This is a genomic window from Amycolatopsis kentuckyensis (genome assembly GCF_041679295.1).
GTDB lineage: Bacteria > Actinomycetota > Actinomycetes > Mycobacteriales > Pseudonocardiaceae > Amycolatopsis > Amycolatopsis kentuckyensis_A.
Map to the genome: position 1 here is coordinate 101,340 of NZ_JBGDMD010000013.1, position 20,644 is coordinate 121,983.

At 69.7% G+C, this 20,644-nt stretch carries 22 protein-coding genes; 6 read left to right on the forward strand and 16 right to left on the reverse strand.

What is annotated here, in order from left to right; translation table 11 throughout:
* Positions 1-63: 63 nt before the first annotated feature.
* Complete coding sequence (locus ACERZO_RS42395) at positions 64-654, forward strand: nitroreductase family protein (RefSeq protein ID WP_372671621.1); 591 nt, start codon at positions 64-66, stop codon at positions 652-654.
* On the opposite strand, the gene ACERZO_RS42400 is transcribed toward ACERZO_RS42395, so the two are convergent.
* Complete coding sequence (locus ACERZO_RS42400; RefSeq protein ID WP_372671622.1) at positions 651-1,346, reverse strand: ComEA family DNA-binding protein; 696 nt, start codon at positions 1,344-1,346, stop codon at positions 651-653. The genes ACERZO_RS42395 and ACERZO_RS42400 overlap by 4 nt on opposite strands.
* An 83-nt stretch (positions 1,347-1,429) precedes the next feature.
* Positions 1,430-1,819, reverse strand: a complete 390-nt coding sequence (locus ACERZO_RS42405; RefSeq protein WP_372671623.1) for a hypothetical protein — start codon at positions 1,817-1,819, stop codon at positions 1,430-1,432.
* A 218-nt stretch (positions 1,820-2,037) separates the two neighbouring features.
* Between ACERZO_RS42405 and leuA the strand changes: the two genes are divergently transcribed.
* Both leuA and ACERZO_RS42415 read left to right on the forward strand, forming a co-directional pair.
* Positions 2,038-3,798: a 2-isopropylmalate synthase gene (gene leuA / locus ACERZO_RS42410; protein ID WP_372671624.1), complete on the forward strand. Its 1,761-nt coding sequence runs from the start codon at positions 2,038-2,040 to the stop codon at positions 3,796-3,798.
* A gap of 80 nt (positions 3,799-3,878) precedes the next feature.
* Positions 3,879-4,430, forward strand: coding sequence for a DedA family protein (locus ACERZO_RS42415; protein ID WP_372671625.1), 552 nt, complete (start codon positions 3,879-3,881; stop codon positions 4,428-4,430).
* Here the strand turns inward: ACERZO_RS42415 and ACERZO_RS42420 are convergent.
* Positions 4,417-5,022 (reverse strand): peroxiredoxin-like family protein, encoded by a 606-nt coding sequence (locus ACERZO_RS42420; RefSeq protein ID WP_372671626.1) that lies wholly within the window; start codon positions 5,020-5,022, stop codon positions 4,417-4,419. The genes ACERZO_RS42415 and ACERZO_RS42420 overlap by 14 nt on opposite strands.
* A gap of 59 nt (positions 5,023-5,081) precedes the next feature.
* Here ACERZO_RS42420 and ACERZO_RS42425 point away from each other — a divergent pair, with 59 nt between their 5' ends.
* Positions 5,082-5,684 carry a TetR/AcrR family transcriptional regulator gene (locus ACERZO_RS42425; protein ID WP_372671627.1) on the forward strand — a complete coding sequence of 201 codons (603 nt, stop codon included), beginning with the start codon at positions 5,082-5,084 and terminating at the stop codon, positions 5,682-5,684.
* Here ACERZO_RS42425 and ACERZO_RS42430 read toward each other — a convergent pair.
* Positions 5,674-6,579 carry a LysR family transcriptional regulator gene (locus ACERZO_RS42430; protein WP_372671628.1) on the reverse strand — a complete coding sequence of 302 codons (906 nt, stop codon included), beginning with the start codon at positions 6,577-6,579 and terminating at the stop codon, positions 5,674-5,676. The two genes, ACERZO_RS42425 and ACERZO_RS42430, sit on opposite strands and share 11 nt — an antisense overlap.
* Before the next feature lie 24 nt (positions 6,580-6,603).
* Positions 6,604-7,536, reverse strand: coding sequence for a DMT family transporter (locus tag ACERZO_RS42435; RefSeq protein ID WP_372671629.1), 933 nt, complete (start codon positions 7,534-7,536; stop codon positions 6,604-6,606).
* A gap of 205 nt (positions 7,537-7,741) precedes the next feature.
* Here ACERZO_RS42435 and ACERZO_RS42440 point away from each other — a divergent pair, with 205 nt between their 5' ends.
* Positions 7,742-8,641 carry an EamA family transporter gene (locus ACERZO_RS42440; protein WP_372671630.1) on the forward strand — a complete coding sequence of 300 codons (900 nt, stop codon included), beginning with the start codon at positions 7,742-7,744 and terminating at the stop codon, positions 8,639-8,641.
* On the opposite strand, the gene ACERZO_RS42445 is transcribed toward ACERZO_RS42440, so the two are convergent.
* From ACERZO_RS42445 to ACERZO_RS42455, 3 genes are all read right to left on the reverse strand, one after another.
* Positions 8,638-9,285 (reverse strand): DedA family protein, encoded by a 648-nt coding sequence (locus ACERZO_RS42445; protein WP_372671631.1) that lies wholly within the window; start codon positions 9,283-9,285, stop codon positions 8,638-8,640. The two genes, ACERZO_RS42440 and ACERZO_RS42445, sit on opposite strands and share 4 nt — an antisense overlap.
* Before the next feature lie 1,440 nt (positions 9,286-10,725).
* Positions 10,726-11,904: an RNA polymerase sigma factor gene (locus ACERZO_RS42450; protein WP_372671632.1), complete on the reverse strand. Its 1,179-nt coding sequence runs from the start codon at positions 11,902-11,904 to the stop codon at positions 10,726-10,728.
* Positions 11,901-12,260: a YciI family protein gene (locus ACERZO_RS42455; RefSeq protein WP_372671633.1), complete on the reverse strand. Its 360-nt coding sequence runs from the start codon at positions 12,258-12,260 to the stop codon at positions 11,901-11,903. Before ACERZO_RS42455 ends, ACERZO_RS42450 begins: the two co-directional genes overlap by 4 nt.
* Positions 12,261-12,342: 82 nt before the next feature.
* Between ACERZO_RS42455 and ACERZO_RS42460 the strand changes: the two genes are divergently transcribed.
* Positions 12,343-12,765 carry a YybH family protein gene (locus ACERZO_RS42460; protein ID WP_372671634.1) on the forward strand — a complete coding sequence of 141 codons (423 nt, stop codon included), beginning with the start codon at positions 12,343-12,345 and terminating at the stop codon, positions 12,763-12,765.
* A gap of 52 nt (positions 12,766-12,817) precedes the next feature.
* Here ACERZO_RS42460 and ACERZO_RS42465 read toward each other — a convergent pair whose 3' ends face one another.
* From ACERZO_RS42465 to ACERZO_RS42500, 8 genes are all read right to left on the reverse strand, one after another.
* Positions 12,818-13,930, reverse strand: a complete 1,113-nt coding sequence (locus tag ACERZO_RS42465) for an ABC transporter ATP-binding protein (RefSeq protein ID WP_372671635.1) — start codon at positions 13,928-13,930, stop codon at positions 12,818-12,820.
* Entirely contained in the window at positions 13,927-14,922 is a 996-nt protein-coding gene (locus ACERZO_RS42470; protein WP_372671636.1) for an ABC transporter ATP-binding protein, read from the reverse strand. The genes ACERZO_RS42465 and ACERZO_RS42470 overlap by 4 nt, the downstream gene beginning before the upstream one ends.
* A 6-nt stretch (positions 14,923-14,928) precedes the next feature.
* Positions 14,929-15,858 carry an ABC transporter permease gene (locus ACERZO_RS42475; protein WP_372671637.1) on the reverse strand — a complete coding sequence of 310 codons (930 nt, stop codon included), beginning with the start codon at positions 15,856-15,858 and terminating at the stop codon, positions 14,929-14,931.
* Positions 15,855-16,856: an ABC transporter permease gene (locus ACERZO_RS42480; protein ID WP_372671638.1), complete on the reverse strand. Its 1,002-nt coding sequence runs from the start codon at positions 16,854-16,856 to the stop codon at positions 15,855-15,857. Before ACERZO_RS42480 ends, ACERZO_RS42475 begins: the two co-directional genes overlap by 4 nt.
* An 82-nt stretch (positions 16,857-16,938) precedes the next feature.
* Positions 16,939-18,618, reverse strand: a complete 1,680-nt coding sequence (locus tag ACERZO_RS42485; protein ID WP_372671639.1) for an ABC transporter substrate-binding protein — start codon at positions 18,616-18,618, stop codon at positions 16,939-16,941.
* 329 nt (positions 18,619-18,947) lie between these two features.
* Positions 18,948-19,484 carry a uridine kinase family protein gene (locus ACERZO_RS42490; RefSeq protein WP_372671640.1) on the reverse strand — a complete coding sequence of 179 codons (537 nt, stop codon included), beginning with the start codon at positions 19,482-19,484 and terminating at the stop codon, positions 18,948-18,950.
* Between the two features lie 4 nt (positions 19,485-19,488).
* Positions 19,489-19,923, reverse strand: a complete 435-nt coding sequence (locus ACERZO_RS42495; RefSeq protein ID WP_372671641.1) for a DUF2304 domain-containing protein — start codon at positions 19,921-19,923, stop codon at positions 19,489-19,491.
* Between the two features lie 12 nt (positions 19,924-19,935).
* On the reverse strand, positions 19,936-20,637 hold the full coding sequence (locus ACERZO_RS42500) for a glycosyltransferase family 2 protein (RefSeq protein ID WP_372671766.1): 702 nt from the start codon (positions 20,635-20,637) through the stop codon (positions 19,936-19,938).
* Between the last annotated feature and the right edge of the window lie 7 nt (positions 20,638-20,644).

The window sequence follows — 20,644 nt, forward strand, 5'->3', positions numbered from 1 at the left end:
AAGGAAATGCGCGGAGCCCTTCCTCCCGAGTGACGCACAGCACTCGTGGGTATGGTCAAGATCGTGCGAAAGCCAGCTGTGACGAGCGTCCCGATCGCTTCCTTGATGGCCGAGCGGTGGAGCCCGCGGGCTCTGGACGCCGGTGCCGTGGTCACTTCGGAGCAGGTCCGGGCCCTCTTGGAAGCGGCGCGCTGGGCGCCATCGTTCGGCAACACCCAGCCGGCCCGCTACCTGGTGGGGCTGCGCGGCACCCCGTCGTTCGACGCGATCCTGGCGACGCTGAACTCGGGGAACCGGGCGTGGGCGCACCGGGCGGGGTTGCTGCTGATCGGCGTGATGGTGACGACGAATTCGAAGGGCGACGTGCCCTACGCCGAGTACGGGCTCGGGTTGGCGTCGGAGAACCTCGTGCTGCAGGCCGTGGAGCTGGGGTTGGTGGCGCACCAGATGGCGGGGTTTTCGCCGGACGCGGTCCGTTCCGCCTTTTCGCTCCCCGACGAGGCGGTCCCGAAGGTGGCGATCGCGGTGGGCTCGCCCGGCGACCCGGAGACTCTGGAAGAGGACTGGCGGATCGAGCGGGAGAAGGCCGAACGCGTGCGGCTGCCGCTGGCGGAGTTCGCGTTCACCGACCGGTGGGGCGAGCCGGCGCTTTAGCTCGGCAGGACGATCGCCCGGTCCCGGACGCGGTCCAAAGCGGCGTAGGGGACGACGGTACCGACGTCGTCCACAGCGGCGAACCCACCGACTTCCGCCCTGATGTCGACGATGGCGGCGGCCGTCTCGTGGTCCAGCCCGCACACCGACGCGATGACGGCCGCGGGCGCGTTGTTGAGGTCGACGAGGCCACCGTCGTCGTAGTTCCGCGGCAGGTCGGGACGGCCGATCCGCAGGTCGCGCGCGATGAGCGGGTCGGTGGCGACGAGCTTGCGGGCTTCGGCCCGGCGTTCCCGCGCGGCGAGCGCGGCGGCGACAGCCGGGTCACCCTGCTCGACCGGCGCCAGGCCGAGGACCTGCCGGCGCAGCTTGACCTGCTGGACGCAGGCCACCACGACCACGACGAGTCCGATGACCACGGCGATCGAGGTGAGCAAGTTCCCCGTGGTGCCGACCGTGTTGCCCGCCGCGTCCTTCGGGGCGAGGGACAGCAGCGTGAACATGACCGCGGCGATCGCCCCGAAGACCCCGGCGCGGATGTACAGCGACTTGCGCCCGAGGCGGACGGCGGCGTGCACGAACGGGACCCAGGCGAACAGCCCGACCGTGGCGATGGTGACGACGAAGTACCAGCGGCTGCCCACGCGGACGACCGCGTTCGGCTTCGTCACGACAGGCTGTGAAACGGACATGATCAGCACCCCTTCCGGTGTGCTGAAGTCGGCCCGCGACAACCGTGCGTTACGAGCCCGCGCCGATCGTGATCACCGCGAAATCAGGACCCGCCGCCCACCCGGCGGATGATCTTCGCGAGGATCCCGGACACCACAAGCCAGAAGATCGCCGCGATGCCGTAGTTCACCAGGACCCGCAGCTTCTCGTCACTCGGCGTGAACAAGTCGCTGAAGCCCAGCGCCAGGGAATCCGCCCAGGACTTCACGAACGACACGATGCCGTTGTCCGGGTTCGCTGAGCCGACCGTGAAGATCACGTGGATCACCAGCAGCGCGGCGAAGACCAACCCCACCCAGCGGACGATCGACGCCAGCACCGAGGCCGCCCGGCCGCTCGCGCCGCGCCAGTCGACCGGGGCCCGGCGGGAGACCTTCGTCTCCTCCTCCGACGACGACGCCGAAGAAGACGACGACTCTGCGTGCTCACCCATGCTCGCAGTTTCGCACGGCGACCGACCGATGGCTACCCACAGGTAACCCCCGGAACGGGCCGCCCGGCTTCCCTCCTCCGGCGTTCCGTGGTTATGGTGGGGGCGTGGCGCGTGCTCTCCTGCTTCGCTGCCGCGACGGGGCCTGATCGGACCGGCTCCTCGTCGCGGGGCTTCGTGGTGCCGGTCGCACCCGTCGAGCTGGAGACACCCCCAATCCCATGAGCAAGATCCGCAAGCCTTCGCGTCCCGCGCCCGCTGAGCAGCCCGCCTGGAACACCCAGCGCGGCACCTCCATGCCGGTGCACCGCTACCGCCCCTGGTACGACCTGGTCGAGAACATCGACCTGCCCGACCGCACCTGGCCCGAAAAGCGCATCGAGCGCGCGCCGCTGTGGTGCGCCGTCGACCTGCGGGACGGCAACCAGGCCCTGATCGACCCCATGTCGCCCGCGCGCAAGCGGAAGTTCTTCGACCTGCTCGTACGCATGGGCTACAAGGAGATCGAGGTCGGCTTCCCGGCCGCGAGCCAGACCGACTTCGACTTCGTCCGCGAGATCATCGAAGAGGGCGCGATCCCGGACGACGTCAGCATCCAGGTGCTGACCCAGTGCCGCCCCGAGCTGATCGAGCGGACCTTCCAGTCGCTCGAAGGCGCGCCGCGGGCGATCGTGCACATCTACAACTCGACCTCGATCCTGCAGCGCCGCGTCGTCTTCCGCGAAGAGCGCGAAGGCATCAAGAAGATCGCGACGCAGGCCGCGGAAATGGTCGTCGAGCTGGCCGCGAAGCAGCCGGACACCGACTTCCGCTTCCAGTACTCGCCGGAGTCCTACACCGGCACCGAGCTGTCCTACGCGCTCGAGGTCTGCAACGCCGTCACCGAAATCTGGCAGCCGACGCCGGAGAAGCCGGTCATCCTGAACCTGCCGGCGACGGTCGAGATGGCGACGCCGAACGTCTACGCCGACTCGATCGAGTGGATGAGCCGGAACCTGGAGCGCCGCGACTCGGTGATCCTGTCGCTGCACCCCCACAACGACCGCGGCACCGGCATCGCCGCCGCCGAGCTGGGCTACCAGGCCGGCGCCGACCGCATCGAAGGCTGCCTGTTCGGCAACGGCGAGCGCACCGGCAACGTCGACCTGGTCGCGCTGGGCATGAACCTCTACAGCCAGGGCATCGACCCGCAGATCGACTTCTCCGACATGGACGAGATCAAGCGGACCGTCGAGTACTGCAACCAGCTGCCGGTCGGCGAGCGCTCGCCGTGGGGCGGCGACCTGGTGTTCACGGCCTTCTCGGGCAGCCACCAGGACGCGATCAACAAGGGCCTCGACGCGCTGAAGGACGCCGCCGACAAGGCGGGCGTCCCGATCGACGAGTACCCGTGGGAGGTCCCGTACCTGCCGATCGACCCGAAGGACGTCGGCCGCACGTACGAGGCCGTGATCCGGGTGAACTCGCAGTCCGGCAAGGGCGGCGTCGCCTACATCATGAAGGCCGAGCACCAGCTCGACCTGCCGCGGCGGCTGCAGATCGAGTTCTCGAAGGTCATCCAGCGCTACACCGACTCCGAGGGCGGCGAGGTCGACCCGACCACGATGTACAACGCCTTCTCGGCCGAGTACCTGGAGCTGAAGACGCCGCTGGAGCTGGTCCGCCAGCACGTCCGCGACAACGGCGACGGCGAGTACGACATCACCGCGACCGTGCGCGTGGAGGGTGACGAGCACGAGGTCACCGGCCGCGGCAACGGCCCGATCGCGGCGTTCTTCGACGCGCTGTCGACCGTGGGCTTCGACCTGCGCCTGCTGGACTACTCCGAGCACACGCTCTCCCCGGGCGACGACGCGCGCGCCGCGTCGTACATCGAGTGCGCGATCTCGGACCGGGTGTTCTGGGGCATCGGCATCGACCCGTCGATCGTGACGGCGTCGCTGCGCGCGGTCGTCTCGGCGGTGAACCGCGCCGACCGCTGAACCTGTGGGCCGCCTGTCGGGTTCCTGTGAGTCCTCCGTGATCAGGAGTTTTCCGCGCCCGGCGGGCGGTTAATGGAGGTGTGGACGCGACTACGGCCGGACTGCTGGTGCTGTTCGTCGTCTCGCTGGTGCCGCTGCTGCCCACCGAGGTGACGCTCCTCGGCATGGGTGTCGCGGCGGCGCAGGGCGGGACGTCGCTGGCGGTCGTGATCGCGGTCGCTTCGGCCGGGTGCCTGGTCTCGGACCAGGCGCTCTACGCCCTCGGCCGGTTCGGTGGCCGGGCGGCGCTGAACCGGCTGAGCCGGCGGCGGAAGATCGCCGCCGGCATCGGCTGGCTCGACGGCCGGCTGCAGCGCCACCCCCGGCCGGTGCTGGTGGTGGCCCGCTGGCTGCCCTCAGGCGGGACGATCGGCGCCCTGCTCGCCGGGTCCCTGCGGTGGCCGATGGCGGAGTTCTTCACCGCCTCGGCCGTCGGCGTCACGCTCTGGACGTCCTATGTGGCCTTCCTCGGCTACGCGGGCGGCCGGATCATCACCGAACCCGGGATCAGCATGCTGCTCTCCCTGGGCGTCGCCCTGGTCCTGGGTTCGGTGATCACCTACGGCGTCAAGCGATCCGCTAGAGCGCTTTGAGGATGTCCGCCGGCTCGGTGCGCGTGACGAAGTCCGGGTGGACGTCGACGAACCGCAGCACCCGGTCCTGGTCCACCACGACGACCGCCGGGTGGACCAGCTCCCAGGTGCCGTTGACCTGCTCGAGGTCCGTCCCGAGCGTCTGCATCGCTTCGCGCACGGGCGCGGAAACCGGGTAGCTCAGCCCGAGTCCGCGGGCGACGGTGCTGCCGGCGTCCGACAGCACCGGGAACTCGAGGTCCGGGAGCGGGCCGTCCGGCTTCTGCGGGCTGATCGCGGCGAGGGTCGCGTTCCTCGTCGTCAGCTCGGGCAGGAGTTCCTGCTGGTAGGTGCGCAGGGTCAGGTTGCAGTACGGGCACCACTGGCCGCGGTAGAACACGAGCACCGCCGGCCCGTCGGCGACGAGGTCGCCCAGGCTCACCGGCGTGCCGTCGGCCCCGGGCAGCGTGAAGTCTTCGATCTTGGCGCCGACCTCGGCGAACTTCGTCCCGGCGGCACGTCGCCGGTCCGCTTCGAGGACCTCGAAGATCTCCGGCGGCAGGGCGCCGCGAAGGTGGTCGTTCACCCCGGCCAGGGCGTTGTTGAGCGTCATGGATCCCCCTTGCTTGTTGTACTGATCGGTACAGTGGGCCGAACTGTACTATCCAGTACATGGAGGCGCAAGCGGCTTCGACCCCGCGCGGCAAGCGGACCCGCGACGCGATCGTCGACGCGGCGGCCGCGCTGATGTACGTCGACGGCGTCGCGGGCACGAGCGTCGACAAGGTGCTCGCCGCGAGCGGGGCCGGGAAATCGCAGATGTACCACTACTTCAAGAACAAGGAACAGCTGGTCGGGGCCGTGATCGACCGGTACCTCGAGCAGATCCTCGGCAACCAGCCGGCGATCTTCACGCTGTCCTCGTGGGCCGACCTCGAAACGTGGACCGAGCAGCTGCTGGACGTCCACCGCCGGGCGGGCGGCCCGATCGCGTGCCCGCTGGGCAACCTCGCCGGCGAGGTGGGCGACAACGCTCAGCTCGCGCCATTGGTCGACCAGGCTTACCGGACGTGGGAGTCCCACTTGGAGCGTGGTCTGAAAACGTTGCGGGACAACGGTGAACTCACCGCGGACGCCGACCCGGCGCGGCTGGCCCAGGCGGCGATGACGTCCGTCCACGGTGGACTGCTGCTGGCCCACATCCGGCACGACCTCACCGCACTGGAGGACGCGTTGGGCATCGCGCTGGCCTACCTGCGCGGCTTCAAGCGGTGAGCTGGGCGACCTCCGCGCGCAGCTCGTCGATCACCTGGGCCACGGCCGGGCGCTGCAGCGCGCCGGTGCGGCAGACCGCCTCCACCAGCCGGGCCGCGCGGATCCCCGCCAACGGCCTGCTGACCAGGCCGCTGCCGCGGCGGGTGTCGATCGTGTAGCGCGGGACCAGCGCGATCCCGTGGCCCGCCGCGACGAGCCGCTCGGTGATGCGGAAGTCGTTGATCCGCTGCACCACCACCGGCCGGACGCCGGTGCGGACGGTCAGCGAGCGCAGCACGTCGTCCACCGGGAAGCCGTGGTCGACGCCGATCCAGCGTTCGTCGGCCAGCTCCGCCAGGTCCACCCGCCGCCTGGCCGCCAGCCGGTGCCCGGCCGGGAGCGCGACGTCGAGCGGCTCCCGCAGCAACGGCACGACGTCCAGGCGTTCCTGGTCGAACTCCGGCGCGTGCTCGTCCCGGTGCGCGACGACGACGTCGTAGTCCGCGACCAGGCCGGGCACCTCGGGCGGGGTCATGTCGACGTCGCGGACGTCGACCTCCAGGCCGTCGTACCCGGCGACACGGGTCAGCAGGCCCGGCAGCAGCATCAGCCCGGCCGACTGGAAGATCGCGATCCGCACGCGCCCGCGCGGCGCGCTGCGGTAGGTGTCCAGTTCGGACTCCGCGCGTTCGAGCGCGGCCAGCACCTCGTCGGCGCGGGCGACCAGCGCCCGGCCGGCGTCGGTCAGCCGCAGCCCGCGCCCGGCCGGCTCGGTGAGCGGCAGGCCGACCTCGCCCTGGAGCGCGCGCAGCTGCTGCGAAACCGCCGACGGCGTGCAGTGCAGCGCCCGCGCGGCCGCCGTCACGCTGCCGCGGTCGGCGAACTCGCGCAGCGTGCGCAGGCGACCCAGATCCACGGCCCCAGCGTAGTTGAAGCGCGGCTACACAGTGGCGATGCTTTCGGTGGCCCTCGCTTCACGGTCGTGGCGCAGCCGCGCGACCGTCCCGGCGCTGACCAGCGCGACGATCCCGGCCACGCAGCCGAGGGTGAGCACCGACGGCGTCAGGCGGTGGTCGGCGAGCTGCAGCACGTACGCGAACAGCGGCGACAGCGTCAGCAGGATCGACGCGGTGATCGGCTCGGTCCGCCGGATCCCGACCTGCAGCAGGTAGAGCGGCAGCGCGACGCCGAACAGGGCGATCAGCGCGGACGGCCCGAACGCCGCCCCGACGGCCGGCGCGTCGTCGACGGCGACGAGCGCCCAGGTCATCGCCAGGATGAGGAAGAACCGCACGGCGAGCACCCGCCGCGGCGGCAGCTCGGCGTCGCTCAGCCGCTTCGAGTAGATGACGTTCGTGACCGAGCCGACGCCGGTGATGAGCACGAGCACCACACCGATGAGCGTCTCGCCGGGCGTCCGGTCGAGTCCACTGTGGCCGGTGAACGAACCCCAGACCAGCAGCCCGATCAGCACGCCGATCCCGACCGCGACCCAGGCCTCCGCGCGCAGGATCGCGGTTCCCTTGCGCAGCAACGGGTTGAACGCGAGTGTCAGCACCGGGCCGAGCGCGATGCCGACGACGTTCACCACGGCCGGTTCGAGGTAGCGCAGCGCGAAGAGCATCGAAAGCCAGGTCGCGGCCGTCGTCACGTTGATCATCACGACGTCGCGGCGCAGGTCGCGCAACGGCCGGAAGGTCACGGCGACGCCGTCGCGCACCAGCGCGAACGCCAGGAAGAACACGGCGGCGAGGGTGAACGACACCGCGGCGACGGTCGCCGGGCGCAGCTGTTCCAGCTGGTTGCCGGCGAAGACGTCGAGCGCCGCCGTCAGCGCCGCGAACCCGGTCAGTGGCAGTACGCCTCGCAGCATCGGAAGCTCCCCAGTCGTCGGCGGACGCCCATCGTCACCGGATCCGGACATCCCGGGCAATAGCGTCCGGGCGGGGTGAGCAAGGCCCGAGAGGTGACGTCCACCGATCGGCCCAGGTCACGGGTGGTTTTTGTGAAGCTGAGCTACAAGGTTCGTGCAGATAATCTCGCTGGTCCTTCACTGTCGGCCTTGCGAGAGTGGAGGCATGCCCACCCGTGACCGCCTGCTCGCCGTGCTCGTCGCCGTCCTCTGGGGCCTCAACTTCCTCGCCATCCACGCCACGCTTGGCCAGTTCCCGCCGGTGTTCGCGGGCGCGCTGCGGTTCGCCGTCATCGCCGTGCCGACGATCCTGTTCGTGCCGTGGCCGAAGGTGAAGGTGCGGTACTTGCTCGGCTACGGCCTCGGTTTCGGCACCGGGCAGTTCGCGTTTCTGTTCATCGCGATGGACACCGGGATGCCGACCGGGCTCGCGTCGCTGGTGCTGCAGGCGTCGGCGCCGTTCACGGTGCTGCTCGGCGCGGTCTTCCTGCGCGAACGTGTCACGCCGCACCAGCTGGCCGGCATCGCGCTGGCCGTCGCCGGGATGGCGGCGATCGCGTGGCAGCAGTCCGGGCACGCGGCGCTGCTGCCGATGGTGCTGACGTTGCTGGCCGCGCTGAGCTGGGCGTTCGGCAACCTGAGCACGCGCAAGGCCGAGCCGGACAACCCGCTGCACTTCACGCTGTGGATGTCGGTGGTGCCGCCGTTGCCGATGTTCGCGCTTTCGCTGGTCATGGAGGGCCCGGCCGCGCAGTGGCGGTCGTTGACGACGCTCGGGACGCCGACCGGGCTGACCGCGCTGGGCGGGCTGACCTACGTGGTGCTGATCGGGACGGTCGTCGGCTCGGGCCTGTGGACGACGCTGATGCGCCGCAACCCGGCCGGCGTGGTGTCGCCGTTTTCGCTGCTGGTGCCGGTGGTCGGGCTGACGGCGTCGTTCGCGATCCTCGGCGAGCGGCCGACCTGGCTGGAGGTCGGCGCGGCCGTCGTCGTGATCGCGGGGGTGCTGCTGGGGTCGCTCCGGCCGGTGCGCAAGCCGGCGCCGCCGGAGCTGGTGACGGTCTAGGCCGCGTTCTCTTCCTGCTTCGGCGTCACTTCTTCGCCCTCGTGCTTCTTGCCGAGCCGCTTCTTCATGACGAAGAAGACGACGATGCCGATCACGATGGCGGCGACGAGGCCGTACTTGGAGAAGTTCCCGAGCCACTCTTCGGCGACGACGCCGAGGTAGTAGACCGCGGCGGTGGTGCCCCCGGCCCAGACGATGCCACCGGCGGCGTTCGCGAGCAGGAACTTCGGGTAGTGCATCCGCAGCGAGCCGGCGAGCGGGCCGGCGAGGATGCGCAGGAAAGCGATGAAGCGGCCGAGGAAGACGGCCCAGACACCGCGTTTGTTGAAGATCCGTTCGGCGTTGGCGATGTGCGTCGGGCCGAAATGCTTCGGGAATTTCCGGCCCGCCCAGGCGAACAGCCGTTGCCCGCCGGTCTTTCCGATCAGATAGCCGATGCTGTCCCCGATGATGGCGCCGGCGCTGGCGAGGATCCCGATCCACAGCGGGCTCAGGTTGCTGTGCTGCGAGGCCAGCAGTGCGGCGCTGACCAGCACGATCTCGCCGGGCAGCGGAATGCCGAGGCTTTCGATCATGATCACCGCGCCGACGATCAGGTACACCGAAAGCGGCGGGATCGCCTCCAGCCATTGGTCGATGTGCACTGCCCGTACCCCCTGCTGTCGCGGAATCTGCTTTTCGCAGGGTACCGGGGGCAGGGTGGTGCGGGCGGCCTACTCAGGTATTGCCAGGGGTACTACTTCAGTCGGGGGTCACCCGGTGGGTTCGGAGTTGTCCACAGGGTTCACCCCCATGTGGACAACCTGTGGATGGTTGGGGGCGAGCGGGGGTTTTGGTCGGGGGGCGTCGGTAGGCTGGGCTTGGGCACGGCCCCCAGGGCCGGGCAGGGCTCCGGCAAAGTCGGGTGGGGCGATGCTCCGCCCGGCACCACCGCCCGCGGAACGCCGGGCCGAAGAGGCGCTTCGGCGGGACGCCGAGCTTCGGTGGTCATCAACGACTCGTTCATCGCATCCGGCGAGGTGAACGACTCGTTCATGCCGGCCGCCAATCGCCACCTGAACGACTGACTGCCCACCGTCTCGCCACGCCACAAAAAGCCGACGCCAAAGGCGAGAGGCCCCCGAGAACAGACACCGACGAGAACCCAGACTCCCCCGCACCCCGATCCGAAGCCACAACACGGCCGGCAGCGCCGGGTCAAGGCATCTTTCCCGCCTTGACGCGGTGTTGCCGGCCGTAGTCACAATGACAGCTTCGGGGTGCCGGAGGGCTATGGCAGGGCAGCTGTCCCAGCCCCGCCCCACTCGACGCCGCTCGGCCGCCCCGAACACCATGAATGACCCATTCATGCATGTCACCTGACGCCAGGGCTCCGGCAGTCGGGCGTGGCGATGCTCCGCCCGACCCCACCGCCCACGGAACGCCGGACCGAAGAGGCACTTCGACAGAATGCCGAGCTTCGACGGTCATCAATGACTCGTTCATCGCATCCGGCGAGATGAACGACTCGTTCATGACGTCACCGGCCGCCAGACCGACCACACCGATCCGACTTTGCCGGGACTCTGCCAGGGCCGGGCGGGGTCCTGGCCGGGCGGGGTCCTGGCCGGGCGGGGTCCTGGCCGGGCGGGGTCCTGGCCGGGCGGGTCCCGCGGAGCCAGAGGCCCTGCAGGGCGAAGACCTGGCGAAGCTGGACCGGCGGAGCAAACAACGGCGAAGCCGAGGTCCAGCGGACACGAATCCCCGTGGGGCGGGCCCCGAACCGGAGCCGGATCCCTGCGGAGTGGATTCCCGGCGGCGCCGGTCAAGACTTCGGCATCGCAACCCTCGCCCGCAGGCAACCCCGCCCCTACAACCTCGAGCGACCGAGCACGCTGCCGCCGATGACCGAGGTCGAACGTCTTGAATGAGTCATTCAGGACCTCCGAAGACCTGAATGACTCATTCAAGACATCAGCCAGGGCCGGCCCGGGTCCCCGACCCAGCCGAACCTCGCGAACGCGACCGAAGCCGCCTTGGGCAGCGCGGACTCCGCCGAAACCCCGCGAGAGTGCGAGCCGCACCGGCAGGCAAGGCCAGTCCAGTCAACCGGCCTTCAGCTTCGCCGCGCGCCCCTGCAAGTACCCCTGCTCAGGCAAACTCAACGTCCGCCGAGCGGCCGCCAGATACGCCTCCCGGGCCCCGGCGAAGTCCCCCACCTCCTCCAGCAAATGCCCCCGCACGGCATCCACCCGATAGTGGTCCTTCAACTCCACGCCCGCCAGCTCCGCCAACCCCGCTTCAGCCCCATGGACCTGGGCGAACGCCACGACCCGGTTCAACGTCACCATCGGCCCCGGAGCCACCACCCGAAGCAAGTCGTACAGCGTCAAAATCTGCGCCCAGTCCGTAGCCTCCGCCGAAGCCGCCTCGTCGTGGACCGCCGCGATCGCCGCCTGGAGCTGGTATGGCCCGATCGGGGCCGAGACCAGCGCCTTCGTGATCAGAGCCGTCCCCTCCGCGATCAACCCCGCGTTCCACAGCGTCCGGTCCTGCACAGCCAACGGCACCAACGCCCCCGAAGCCGACACCCGCGCCGGGCGGCGGGCCTCCGTCAGCAGCATCAACGCCAGCAACCCCGTGACCTCGCCGTCGGCCGGGAGCTCCGCGTGCAACGCGCGGACCAGGCGGATCGCCTCCGCCGTCAGCTCGACTCGGCTCACCGCACCGCCCGAACTGGCCGTGTGCCCCTCCGTGAAGATCAAGTACAGCACCTGCAGCACCGCCGTCAGCCGCTCTTCTCGAGAATCGACGGAGAACCGCTCGTCGCGCAGCGCTCGCTTCGCCCGGCTGATCCGCTGGCCGATCGTCGCCTCCGGGACCAGGAACGCGCGGGCGATCTCCGCCGTCGTCAACCCGCCCACCGCCCGCAACGTCAACGCCACCTGTGAAGGCCGCGAAAGCGACGGGTGGCAGCACAACAGCAGCAACGTCAGCGTGTCGTCCACCGCCACCGGCGAAGGGTCCGGCGGCGAAGCCAAGGCCACCGCCTCCTCACGACGCTGCCGGGCCGAATCGCTGCGCCACTGCTCGATGCGCCGCCTGGACGCCGTCGTGATCAGCCACCCCTTCGGGTGATCCGGAATCCCCGACGACGGCCACTGCTGCGATGCCGCCAGCAGCGCCTCCTGGACCGCGTCCTCGCACGCCTCGAAGTCGCCGTAGCGCCGGACCAGCGCCGCCAGGACCTGGGGCGCCAGCGTCCGCAGCAGTTCCGGGTTCACAGCTCCGGCCCGTGCAGCCCCATCACCGGCCGCACCTCGACCACCCCGAACGCCGCCTCCGGGATCCGGGAAGCGATCTCCACCGCGCGCTCCCGGCTCTCGCAGTCGAGCAGGTAGAAGCCCGCGAGGAACTCCTTGGCCTCGGCGAACGGCCCGTCGGTCGTCGTGCCGGCGCTGATCCTCGTCGCCAGCTCCGGGTACGCCAGGCGCTCGGAGACGATCCGCTCGCCGGACTCGTCCAGGTCGTCGTTGAGCTGCTGGTAGTACGCCAGCCCGGCGGCCCGCTGCTCCTCGCTCATCCCCTCCCACGCCTGGCGCGACGCGGGGTTGCCGTAGATCAGCACCACGTATTTCACGATCGCCTCCGCAAGAATGTCGAAATCCGCCCGGCGGCGCCTACGTCTCCTCCGAACGACCACCGCACCCCAGGAGGATGGCATGACCGAGCAGCGGATTCGCGAACTGATGACAGCCCGGGCAACGGCGATGACCACGCGCGACGCCAAGGCGCTTGCGGCGCAGTACACACCGGACGCCGTGGCGTTCACCCTCGCCCCGCCGCTGGTGCACCACGGCGAAGACGTCGAAGCCCGCGAAGCGTGGTTCGCGGGCTTCGACGGCCCGATCGAGTACGAGACCCGCGACCTCGAAGTCACCGTCGGCGGGGACATCGCGTACTGCCACGCGCTCACCCGGCTGTCGACGACGCCGAAGGGCCTGCCGCAGCCGTTCGAGCTGTGGTTCCGGTCCACCGTCTGCTTCCGCAGGCAGGACGGCGACTGGCGGATCACCCACGTCCACGACTCGACGCCGTTCTACATGGACGGCTCGATGAGCGCCGCGCTCGACCTCAAGCCGTGAAAAAGGGGCCGGCCGGGGCGAAAACCCCGGCCGGCCCCCGCGACACGGGAACTCAGAGGATCTCGGCGGCCGTGCCGACGTCCGGCGGGCCCAGGTCGGGGTTCAGCGCCCCGGTGAGCTCCACCAGTTCCGGCTCGACCTCGTGCGGCTGGATGCGCCCGTCGCGGATGTCCTCCGCGTAGTGGCACGCCACCCGGTGCCCGCCGCCGATCTCGCGCAGCTGCGGACGGTCGGTGTCGCACAGGCTCGCCTGCCGCCACGGGCAGCGCGTGTGGAAGCGGCAGCCCGACGGCGGGTTCGCCGGCGACGGCAGGTCACCGGCGAGCAGGATCTGCTCGCGGGTGTCCTCGACCTGCGGGTCCGGCACCGGGATGGCCGACAGCAGCGCCCGCGTGTACGGGTGCAGCGGGTCCCGGTACAGCGAGTCCGCGTCGGTCTCCTCGACCAGCGCGCCCAGGTACATCACGCCGATGCGGTCGGAGATGTGCCGCACCACCGCGAGGTCGTGCGCGATCACCACGTAGGTCAGGCCGAGCTGCTGCTGCAGGTCCTCCAGCAGGTTGACGACCTGGGCCTGCACCGAAACGTCCAATGCGGACACCGGCTCGTCGGCGACGATCAGGTCCGGCTCCACCGCCAGCGCCCGCGCGATGCCGATGCGCTGGCGCTGCCCGCCCGAGAACTCGTGCGGGTACTTGCGCAGCGACGTCTCCGGCAGGCCGACCGCGGCCAGCAGCTGCCGCAGCCGCCGCTGGGTGGCTTCCTTGTCCTTGTCGAGGCCGTGCGCGTGCATGCCCTCGAGCAGGATGGACTCCACCGACTGGCGCGGGTCCAAACTGGACATCGGGTCCTGGAAGATCATCTGCATCCGGCGCCGGGCCTTCCGCAGCTCCTCTCCCTTGAGCTGGGCGACATCGGTGCCGTCGAACTTCACGGACCCGGACGTCGGCTCGTTCAGCCGCAGGATCGCCCGGCCCAAAGTGGACTTGCCGCAGCCGGATTCGCCCACCAGGCCGTAGGTTTCGCCGCGGCGGATGGCCAGGTCGACGCCGTCGACCGCGTACACGTGCCCGACCGTCCGGTCGAACACGACGCCGCGCTTGATCGGGAAGTGCACCTTGAGGTCGTCGACCTCGAGCAGCACATCACCAGCAGGACGGGTCATCGGGCTCCTCCTCCCGCCGCGACCGTGGGCCGCACGGGGTTGTGGCAGCGCAGCAGCGCGTTCCGGTCGGGTACCAGCTGCGGCTGGACCTCGCGGCAGACCTGCAGCGCGTTGGGGCACCGCGGCGCGAACGCGCACCCGTGGTCCCACGGGATGTTGTCGGCCACCGAACCCCGGATGGGGATCAGCTTCTCGCCGCGACCCGCGTCGAGGCGCGGGATCGAGGCGAGCAGGCCATGCGTGTACGGGTGGCGCGGCTCGGCGAACAGCTGGTGCCGCTGCGCGCGCTCGACGATCTTGCCGCCGTAGAGCACGTTGACCTCGTCGCAGAGCCCGGCGACGACGCCGAGGTCGTGCGTGATCATGATCAGCGCGGTGCCGGTGTCCTGCACCAGTTCCCGCAGCAGCGCCAGGATCTGCGCCTGGATGGTGACGTCGAGCGCGGTGGTCGGCTCGTCGGCGATGAGCAGCCGCGGCCGGCACGCCAGCGCGATCGCGATCAGCGCGCGCTGCCGCATCCCGCCGGAAAGCTGGTGCGGGTACTCGGAAAGCCGGCGCGACGGGTCGGGGATGCCGACCTTGTCCAGCAGGTCCACCGCTTCGACGGACGCCGCCTTGCGCGACATCCCGCGGTGGCGCTCCAGCACCTCGGTGATCTGCAGCCCGATCGGGATGACCGGGTTGAGCGAGGACAGCGGGTCCTGGAACACCATGCCGAGGTCGCGGCCGCGGCGGTCGCTCATTTCCTTGTTGGACAGCTTGAGCAGGTCCGTGCCTTCGAAGCGCACCGAACCGCTGACCTTGTTGCCGCGCTTGGCGAGCAACCGCATGATCGCCAGCGACGTCACGGACTTGCCGCAGCCGGACTCGCCGACCAGGCCGACCGTCTGGCCCGGTTCGACGTCGAAGCTGACGTTGTCCACCGCGGTGAAAGGCTGCTCGCCACGGCGGACGAACTGGACCGTGAGGTCACGGACTTCAAGGAGTGCCATCGGTTTTCACCGCCTGTTCTTCGGGTCGAGGGCTTCGCGGAGGGACTCGCCGAGCAGCGTGAACCCGAGCGCGACGACGATGATCGCGATCGCGGGGTAGTACGCCAGCTCGGGCCGGACGTCGAGGAACTGCCGGGCACCCTTGCTCAGCATGATGCCCCACTCCGCCCGGTTCGGGTCCGGGTCGCCCAGGCCGAGGAACGACAGCGCCGCGGCCTCGAGGATGGCGGTCGCCAGGGTCAGCGTCGCCTGCACGATGACCGGGCCGAGCGAGTTCGGCAGCATGTGCCGGAACACGATCGCGCCGCGCTTCACGCCCAGCGACGTCGCCGCGAGGACGTGGTCGCTGCTGCGCTGCACCAGCATCGAGCCGCGCAGCAGCCGCGCGAAGATCGGTACCCCGATCATCGAGACGGCGAGGATCACCGTCCACTGGCTGGGCTTGGCGAACAGCGCCGCGACCGAGATGGCCAGCAGCAGCGACGGCACCGACAGCATGACGTCGACCAGTCGCATGAGGACGGTGTCGACCCAGCCGCCGAACGCGCCGGCGAGGCCGCCGATCACGACGCCGAGGAGCACGCCGATCACCGTCGCCAGCACGCCGACGAGGAGGGTGTTCTGCGCGCCGACGATCAGCCGCGACAGCTCGTCGCGGCCGAAGTCGTCCACGCCGAGCGGGTAACCCGGCTGGGCGCCGGGGATGATCCCCTGGCCGAGGGCGACCTGGTCCTGCAGGTACCGCTCGAACGGGTCCTTGGGCGCGATCAGCGGCGCGAACACCGCCAGCAGCACGAACAAGCCGGTGATCGCGGCGCCGGTGATGGCGACCGGGCTGCGCAGCATCCGCCGCAGAGCTTCGCCGCCGAGGCTGTGCCCGCTCGCCGCGGCGAGCTTGTCGATCGGCTCTTTCTTCTTGTTCAGCAGAGTGTTCATCGCACACGCACCCTCGGGTCGATGATCCCGTACGAGACGTCGACCAGCATGTTCACCAGCACGTACACCAGCGCCCCGAACAGCAGCAGCGCCTGGAGCCGGGGGTAGTCACGCCGTTCGATGCCTTCGGCCAGCAGGAACCCGAGGCCGCGGAAGTTGAACACGCGCTCGGTCAGCACGGCGCCGCCGAGCAGCGCGCCGGTCTGCAGGCCGATCGTGGTGACCACCGGGAGCAGGCCGTTGCGCAGCACGTGCCGGCGGCGGACCACCGGCTGCGTGAGGCCCTTCGAGTTGGCCGTGCGGATGAAGTCCTCGTTGAGCACTTCGAGCACCGACGCGCGGGTGATCCGGGTGATCACCGCGAGCGGGATGGTCGCGAGCGCGAACGCCGGGAGGATCAGGTGCTTGATCGCGTCCCAGACGGCGTCCCACTCGCTCGTCATGATGCCGTCGAGGACGGCGAAGTTCGTGATGGCGGTGGCGTCCAGCCCGGCGGTCTGCCGGCCCTGCGACGGCAGGCCCAGCGGGCCGGCGAGCAGGTCCTGCATCATGTAGCCGAGGAAGAACACCGGCACCGCGACGCCGATCAGCGTCAGCACGATGATCACGTTGTCGGCGGCGCCACCGCGGTAGCGCGCCGAGAGGTAGCCCGCCGGGATGCCGATGAGCACCGCGACGATCATGGCGGAGATGCCCAGCTCGATGGTGGCCGGCAGGAACGTGCCGATCTCCGACATCACCGGCTGGGTCGAGACCAGCGAGGCGCCGAAGTCACCGGTGACCGCGCGGCCGAGGAACTTGAAGTACTGGATGATGACCGGCTGGTCGAGCCCCAGCACGTGGTTGAGGTTGGCGATCTTCTCCGGCGTTGCCTTGTCGCCGAGGAGGGCGGCCGCGGGCCCTCCGGGCAGTGAGCGGAGCCAGGCGAAGACCAGGATGGACAGGATGAGCAGCGTCGGTATCGCTTGTAGCAGCCGACGCACGAGAAAACGGAGCACTTGGTGTCCTTTGGGGCCAGCCCGGGAGGTACGGGCATGGGGTGGGCGCGGTAGCGCCCACCCCATGCCCTTTAGGCAGAACTCAGTTGACGGTAACGGTGTTGAACCGCTCGTCGGTCAGCGGACTGGCGACCAGGCCCTTGACCTTCGGGCCGACCACGATGGCGGGCGGGCCGTAGGAGATCGGGATCGCGGGCAGGTAGTCCATGATCTGCTTGTTGACTTCCTGGTACGCCTTGGCGTGCGCGTCGCCGGCGGGCGAAGCGTCCGCGGCGGCCAGCGCCTGGAACAGCTGCGGGTTGTCGAACCCGAACTCCGGCTTCTTGCGGCCGAAGAAGGTGCCGACGAAGTTCCCGGCGTCGTTGTAGTCACCGGTCCAGCCGAGCAGGTGGAGGTCCTGCTTGCCGAACTTCTGGACGTCGTCCTTGTAGCCACCGTTCCACGGCTTGGCGACGGCCTCGACCTTGATGCCGATGGCCTTCAGGTCCTCGGAGATCGACGTGAAGACGTCCGCCGGGTTCGGCATGTACGGACGCGTGACCTCGGTCGGGTAGTAGAACTTCAGCGTCAGGTTCGTCGCGCCGGCCTGCTGCAGCAGGTCCTTGGCCTTCTGCTGGTCGTACGGGTACTTGGTGACGTCGTCGGTGTAGCCGGAGATCGTCTTCGGGACGAACTCGGTGGCCACCTCGGAGCCCTCGGGCAGCTTGCTCTTGACGAACTGCTCGCGGTTGATGCCGTAGGCCAGCGCCTGGCGGACGCGGACGTCCTTCAGCTTCTCCCCGGCCGGGCCGGACTGGTTGATGCCCAGGTACAGCACGTTGAACGGCGGCCGCACGAGCACCTGCTCGCCGTCGCCGCGCAGCAGGTTGTAGTCCGCGGGCGCCGGGTAGTCGTAGCCCTGGATGTCGCCGGCCTTGAGGGCCTGCTTGCGGGCGTTCTCGTCCGGGATGACCTTGAAGATCAGCTTGTCGAGCTTCGCCGTCTGCGTCGGGCTGGTGTCGTTCTTGACGAGGGTGATCTCACCCTTGCCCTGGTCCCAGCTGTCGAACTTGAACGGCCCGGTGCCGACCGGGTGCTTGTTCGCGTACTCGCTGTAGGTGAACGAGTCACCACTCTGGGTGACCTGGTCCGCGTTGTACTGCTTCAGCGCGGCCGGGCTCTGCATCGAGAACGACGGCAGCGTGAACGCGGCCGGGAACGCGCCCTTGGCCTTGTTCAGGTTGACGACCGCGGTCGCCGGGTCCTTCGCCTCGCAGCTCTTGTAGACCGGGTCGCTGTAGTCGTCGCTCTCGTTCTTGGCGAACCCGCCGAAGACGTCGGCGTAGTAGATCATCTGGCTCTGGGCGGCGGCGCCCTTCATGTTGTACCAGCGGTCGAAGTTGAAGCAGACCGCGGTCGCGTCGAACGGGGTGCCGTCGGAGAACTTCACACCCTGCTTGAGGGAGAAGGTCCAGGTCTTGCCGTCGTTGCTCGGCTCCCACTTCTCGGCGAGGGAGGGCTCGAGGTCGGCGGTGCCCGGCTTGTTCTGGATCAGCGTGTCGAAGATCTGCCGCGTGATCCGGAAGGTCTCGCCCTCGTCGTTGAAGATCGGGTCGAACAACTTCGGGTTACCGGCCGCACCGAAGATCATCGTGCCCCCGGAACCACCCCCCGCGCCCTCTTCACGCTTGGATTCCGCACAAGCGGACAGCGAAACCGCGAGCGCGCCGGCGAGCCCGATCAGGGCCACGCGGCGTGTTCGGGTCAGCCGCAATTGCTGCATCTGGCACCCCTTGGGAGATGTTCGGGTTTCAAAGTCACCGTCCGGTCGGTCAGGAACTCGACGGACGGTCGGTGTGCCCAGCGACACTAGCGGGAAGTCGGCCTGGGCTTAAGTACGTGAGGTTACGATCGCGCTACGTGGGCACCGATTTGACCGCAATGTGTCCGTAAATCGTGACAAAATGTGACCGTTTGTGGCCCGCAACTGCGCCCGGTGCCGGATCACTAACTCAGATGGCGGTACCAACGTTAGCCCGGTCGTGGTGGCGCAACCGTTCCACCTTGATCGATCCGGAGGCAAGCGCGCACGCAGCGTGACCGAACGAACCCCTACGAAAGTCGGGTTCCGGCAGCCGCCGCCGTGCCGTCGACGGCGAACCAGCCGCGCTCGAAGCGTTGCCAGCGGCCCAGTTCGCCCTGTGCGGCCGTGCCGTCGCGTTCGACGACCCGGGCCAGCCGATCGGCCTCCGGGCCGCCGGAAAGCCAGCAGAGGTGCGAAAGCAGGGGTCTTACCGAAGTGCGGCCGCTCGAAACGCCCTCCAGCACCAGGACGTCCGGCACGGGCACCCGGACGACTTCACCCGGCCGGGGCGTCCCACTTGTCCAGTCCACCCGCCGGTAAGCGCCTTCGACGCCGGCCGCGAGGGGCCGCAGGACGCCGTCGACCAGCCGTGGCCACCAGGAAACGGGGTCGTCCCAGGTCGCGAAGGCATCGGTGCTCACCAGCCCGGTCCGGCAGCCGCGCGCACGCAGGTCGGCGACGACCTGGGCGGCCAGCGTGGACTTCCCCGCGCCCGACGGGCCGTCGATGGCCAGCAGCCGCACCGCCCCGAGCCGCGCGGGCGCGGCGAGCAGGGCATCGATCACGCGGTCACTTGCTGACGCGCTCGACCTCGGGGAGCCCTTTGACGTCGTCCGGCGCGGTCGTGCGCGCCTCCAGCTCGCCGATCCGGCCCGCCAGCTCGCGCTTGGCGTCCTCGAGCTCGCAGCGCAGCAGCGCGATCTCCTCGACCGACGTGCGCACCTCCTCCTCCAGGTGCCCGACCTCGGTCGAGAGGTGCAGCGACACCAGGGCCAGCACGACGCCGGCGAGGAGGAAGACGAAGTTCGACGGCGTCTGCACGCCCGTGTGCTTGGCGAGGAACTCGGCCGCCTGCGGCAGCACCGCGAGGACGACCACGCCGACCGCGACGACGAGCCACACGCCCGCGTACTTCTCCCGCAGCTTCCGCCGCCGCATCATCTCGAGGACGACGAACAGCACGACACAGGCGACGACGATGCTGAGGATGCGCCAACCCTGCATTTCTGCTTCCCCTTACGCCGAGTCGGACGAGTCGACCGCGGGCCGGCGGCGCACCAGCGCCAGCAGCAGCGCGAGCCCGGCCCGGCTCAGGTAGACGGCGGACTTGACGGGCGAGTGGCTGGGCGTGCCGCCCGCGCGCTCCCGCATGACGACCGGAACTTCCTTGATGGTCAGCTTGGCCCGGATGGCCATGACCAGCGACTCGACGGTGTCGCCGAGGTACTCCGCCGGGTAGTAGCCGGCGAACAGCCGGATCGCGCGCGGCCCCATCGCCTTGAACCCCGACGTGACGTCGGTGAGCTTGGTCTTCGCCAGCCGCGAGAACACGAGCGAGAGCGCGACCATCGCGTACTTGCGCGGCCCGCTCGCCTTGTAGGAGCCCTTGCCCGCGAACCGGGAGCCGATCACGATGTCGGCGTCGTCCAGGCCGCGCAGCAGCGCGTCGAGCTCGTCGGGGTCGTGCTGGCCGTCCGCGTCCACCTGCACGACGACGTCGTACCCGCGGGCGGCGGCGTAGCGGAAGCCGGTGCGCATCGCGCCGCCGACCCCCAGGTTGACCGCGAGGCGGGCCACCTCGGCCCCGGCCGCGCGGGCGAGCTTGGCGGTTTCGTCGACCGAACCGTCGTCGACGACGAGCAGGTCACCGCTCGGCAGAGCGCGTTTCACCTGGTCGATGACCGAAGCGACGCTCGCGGACTCGTTCAGCGCGGGCATCACGATG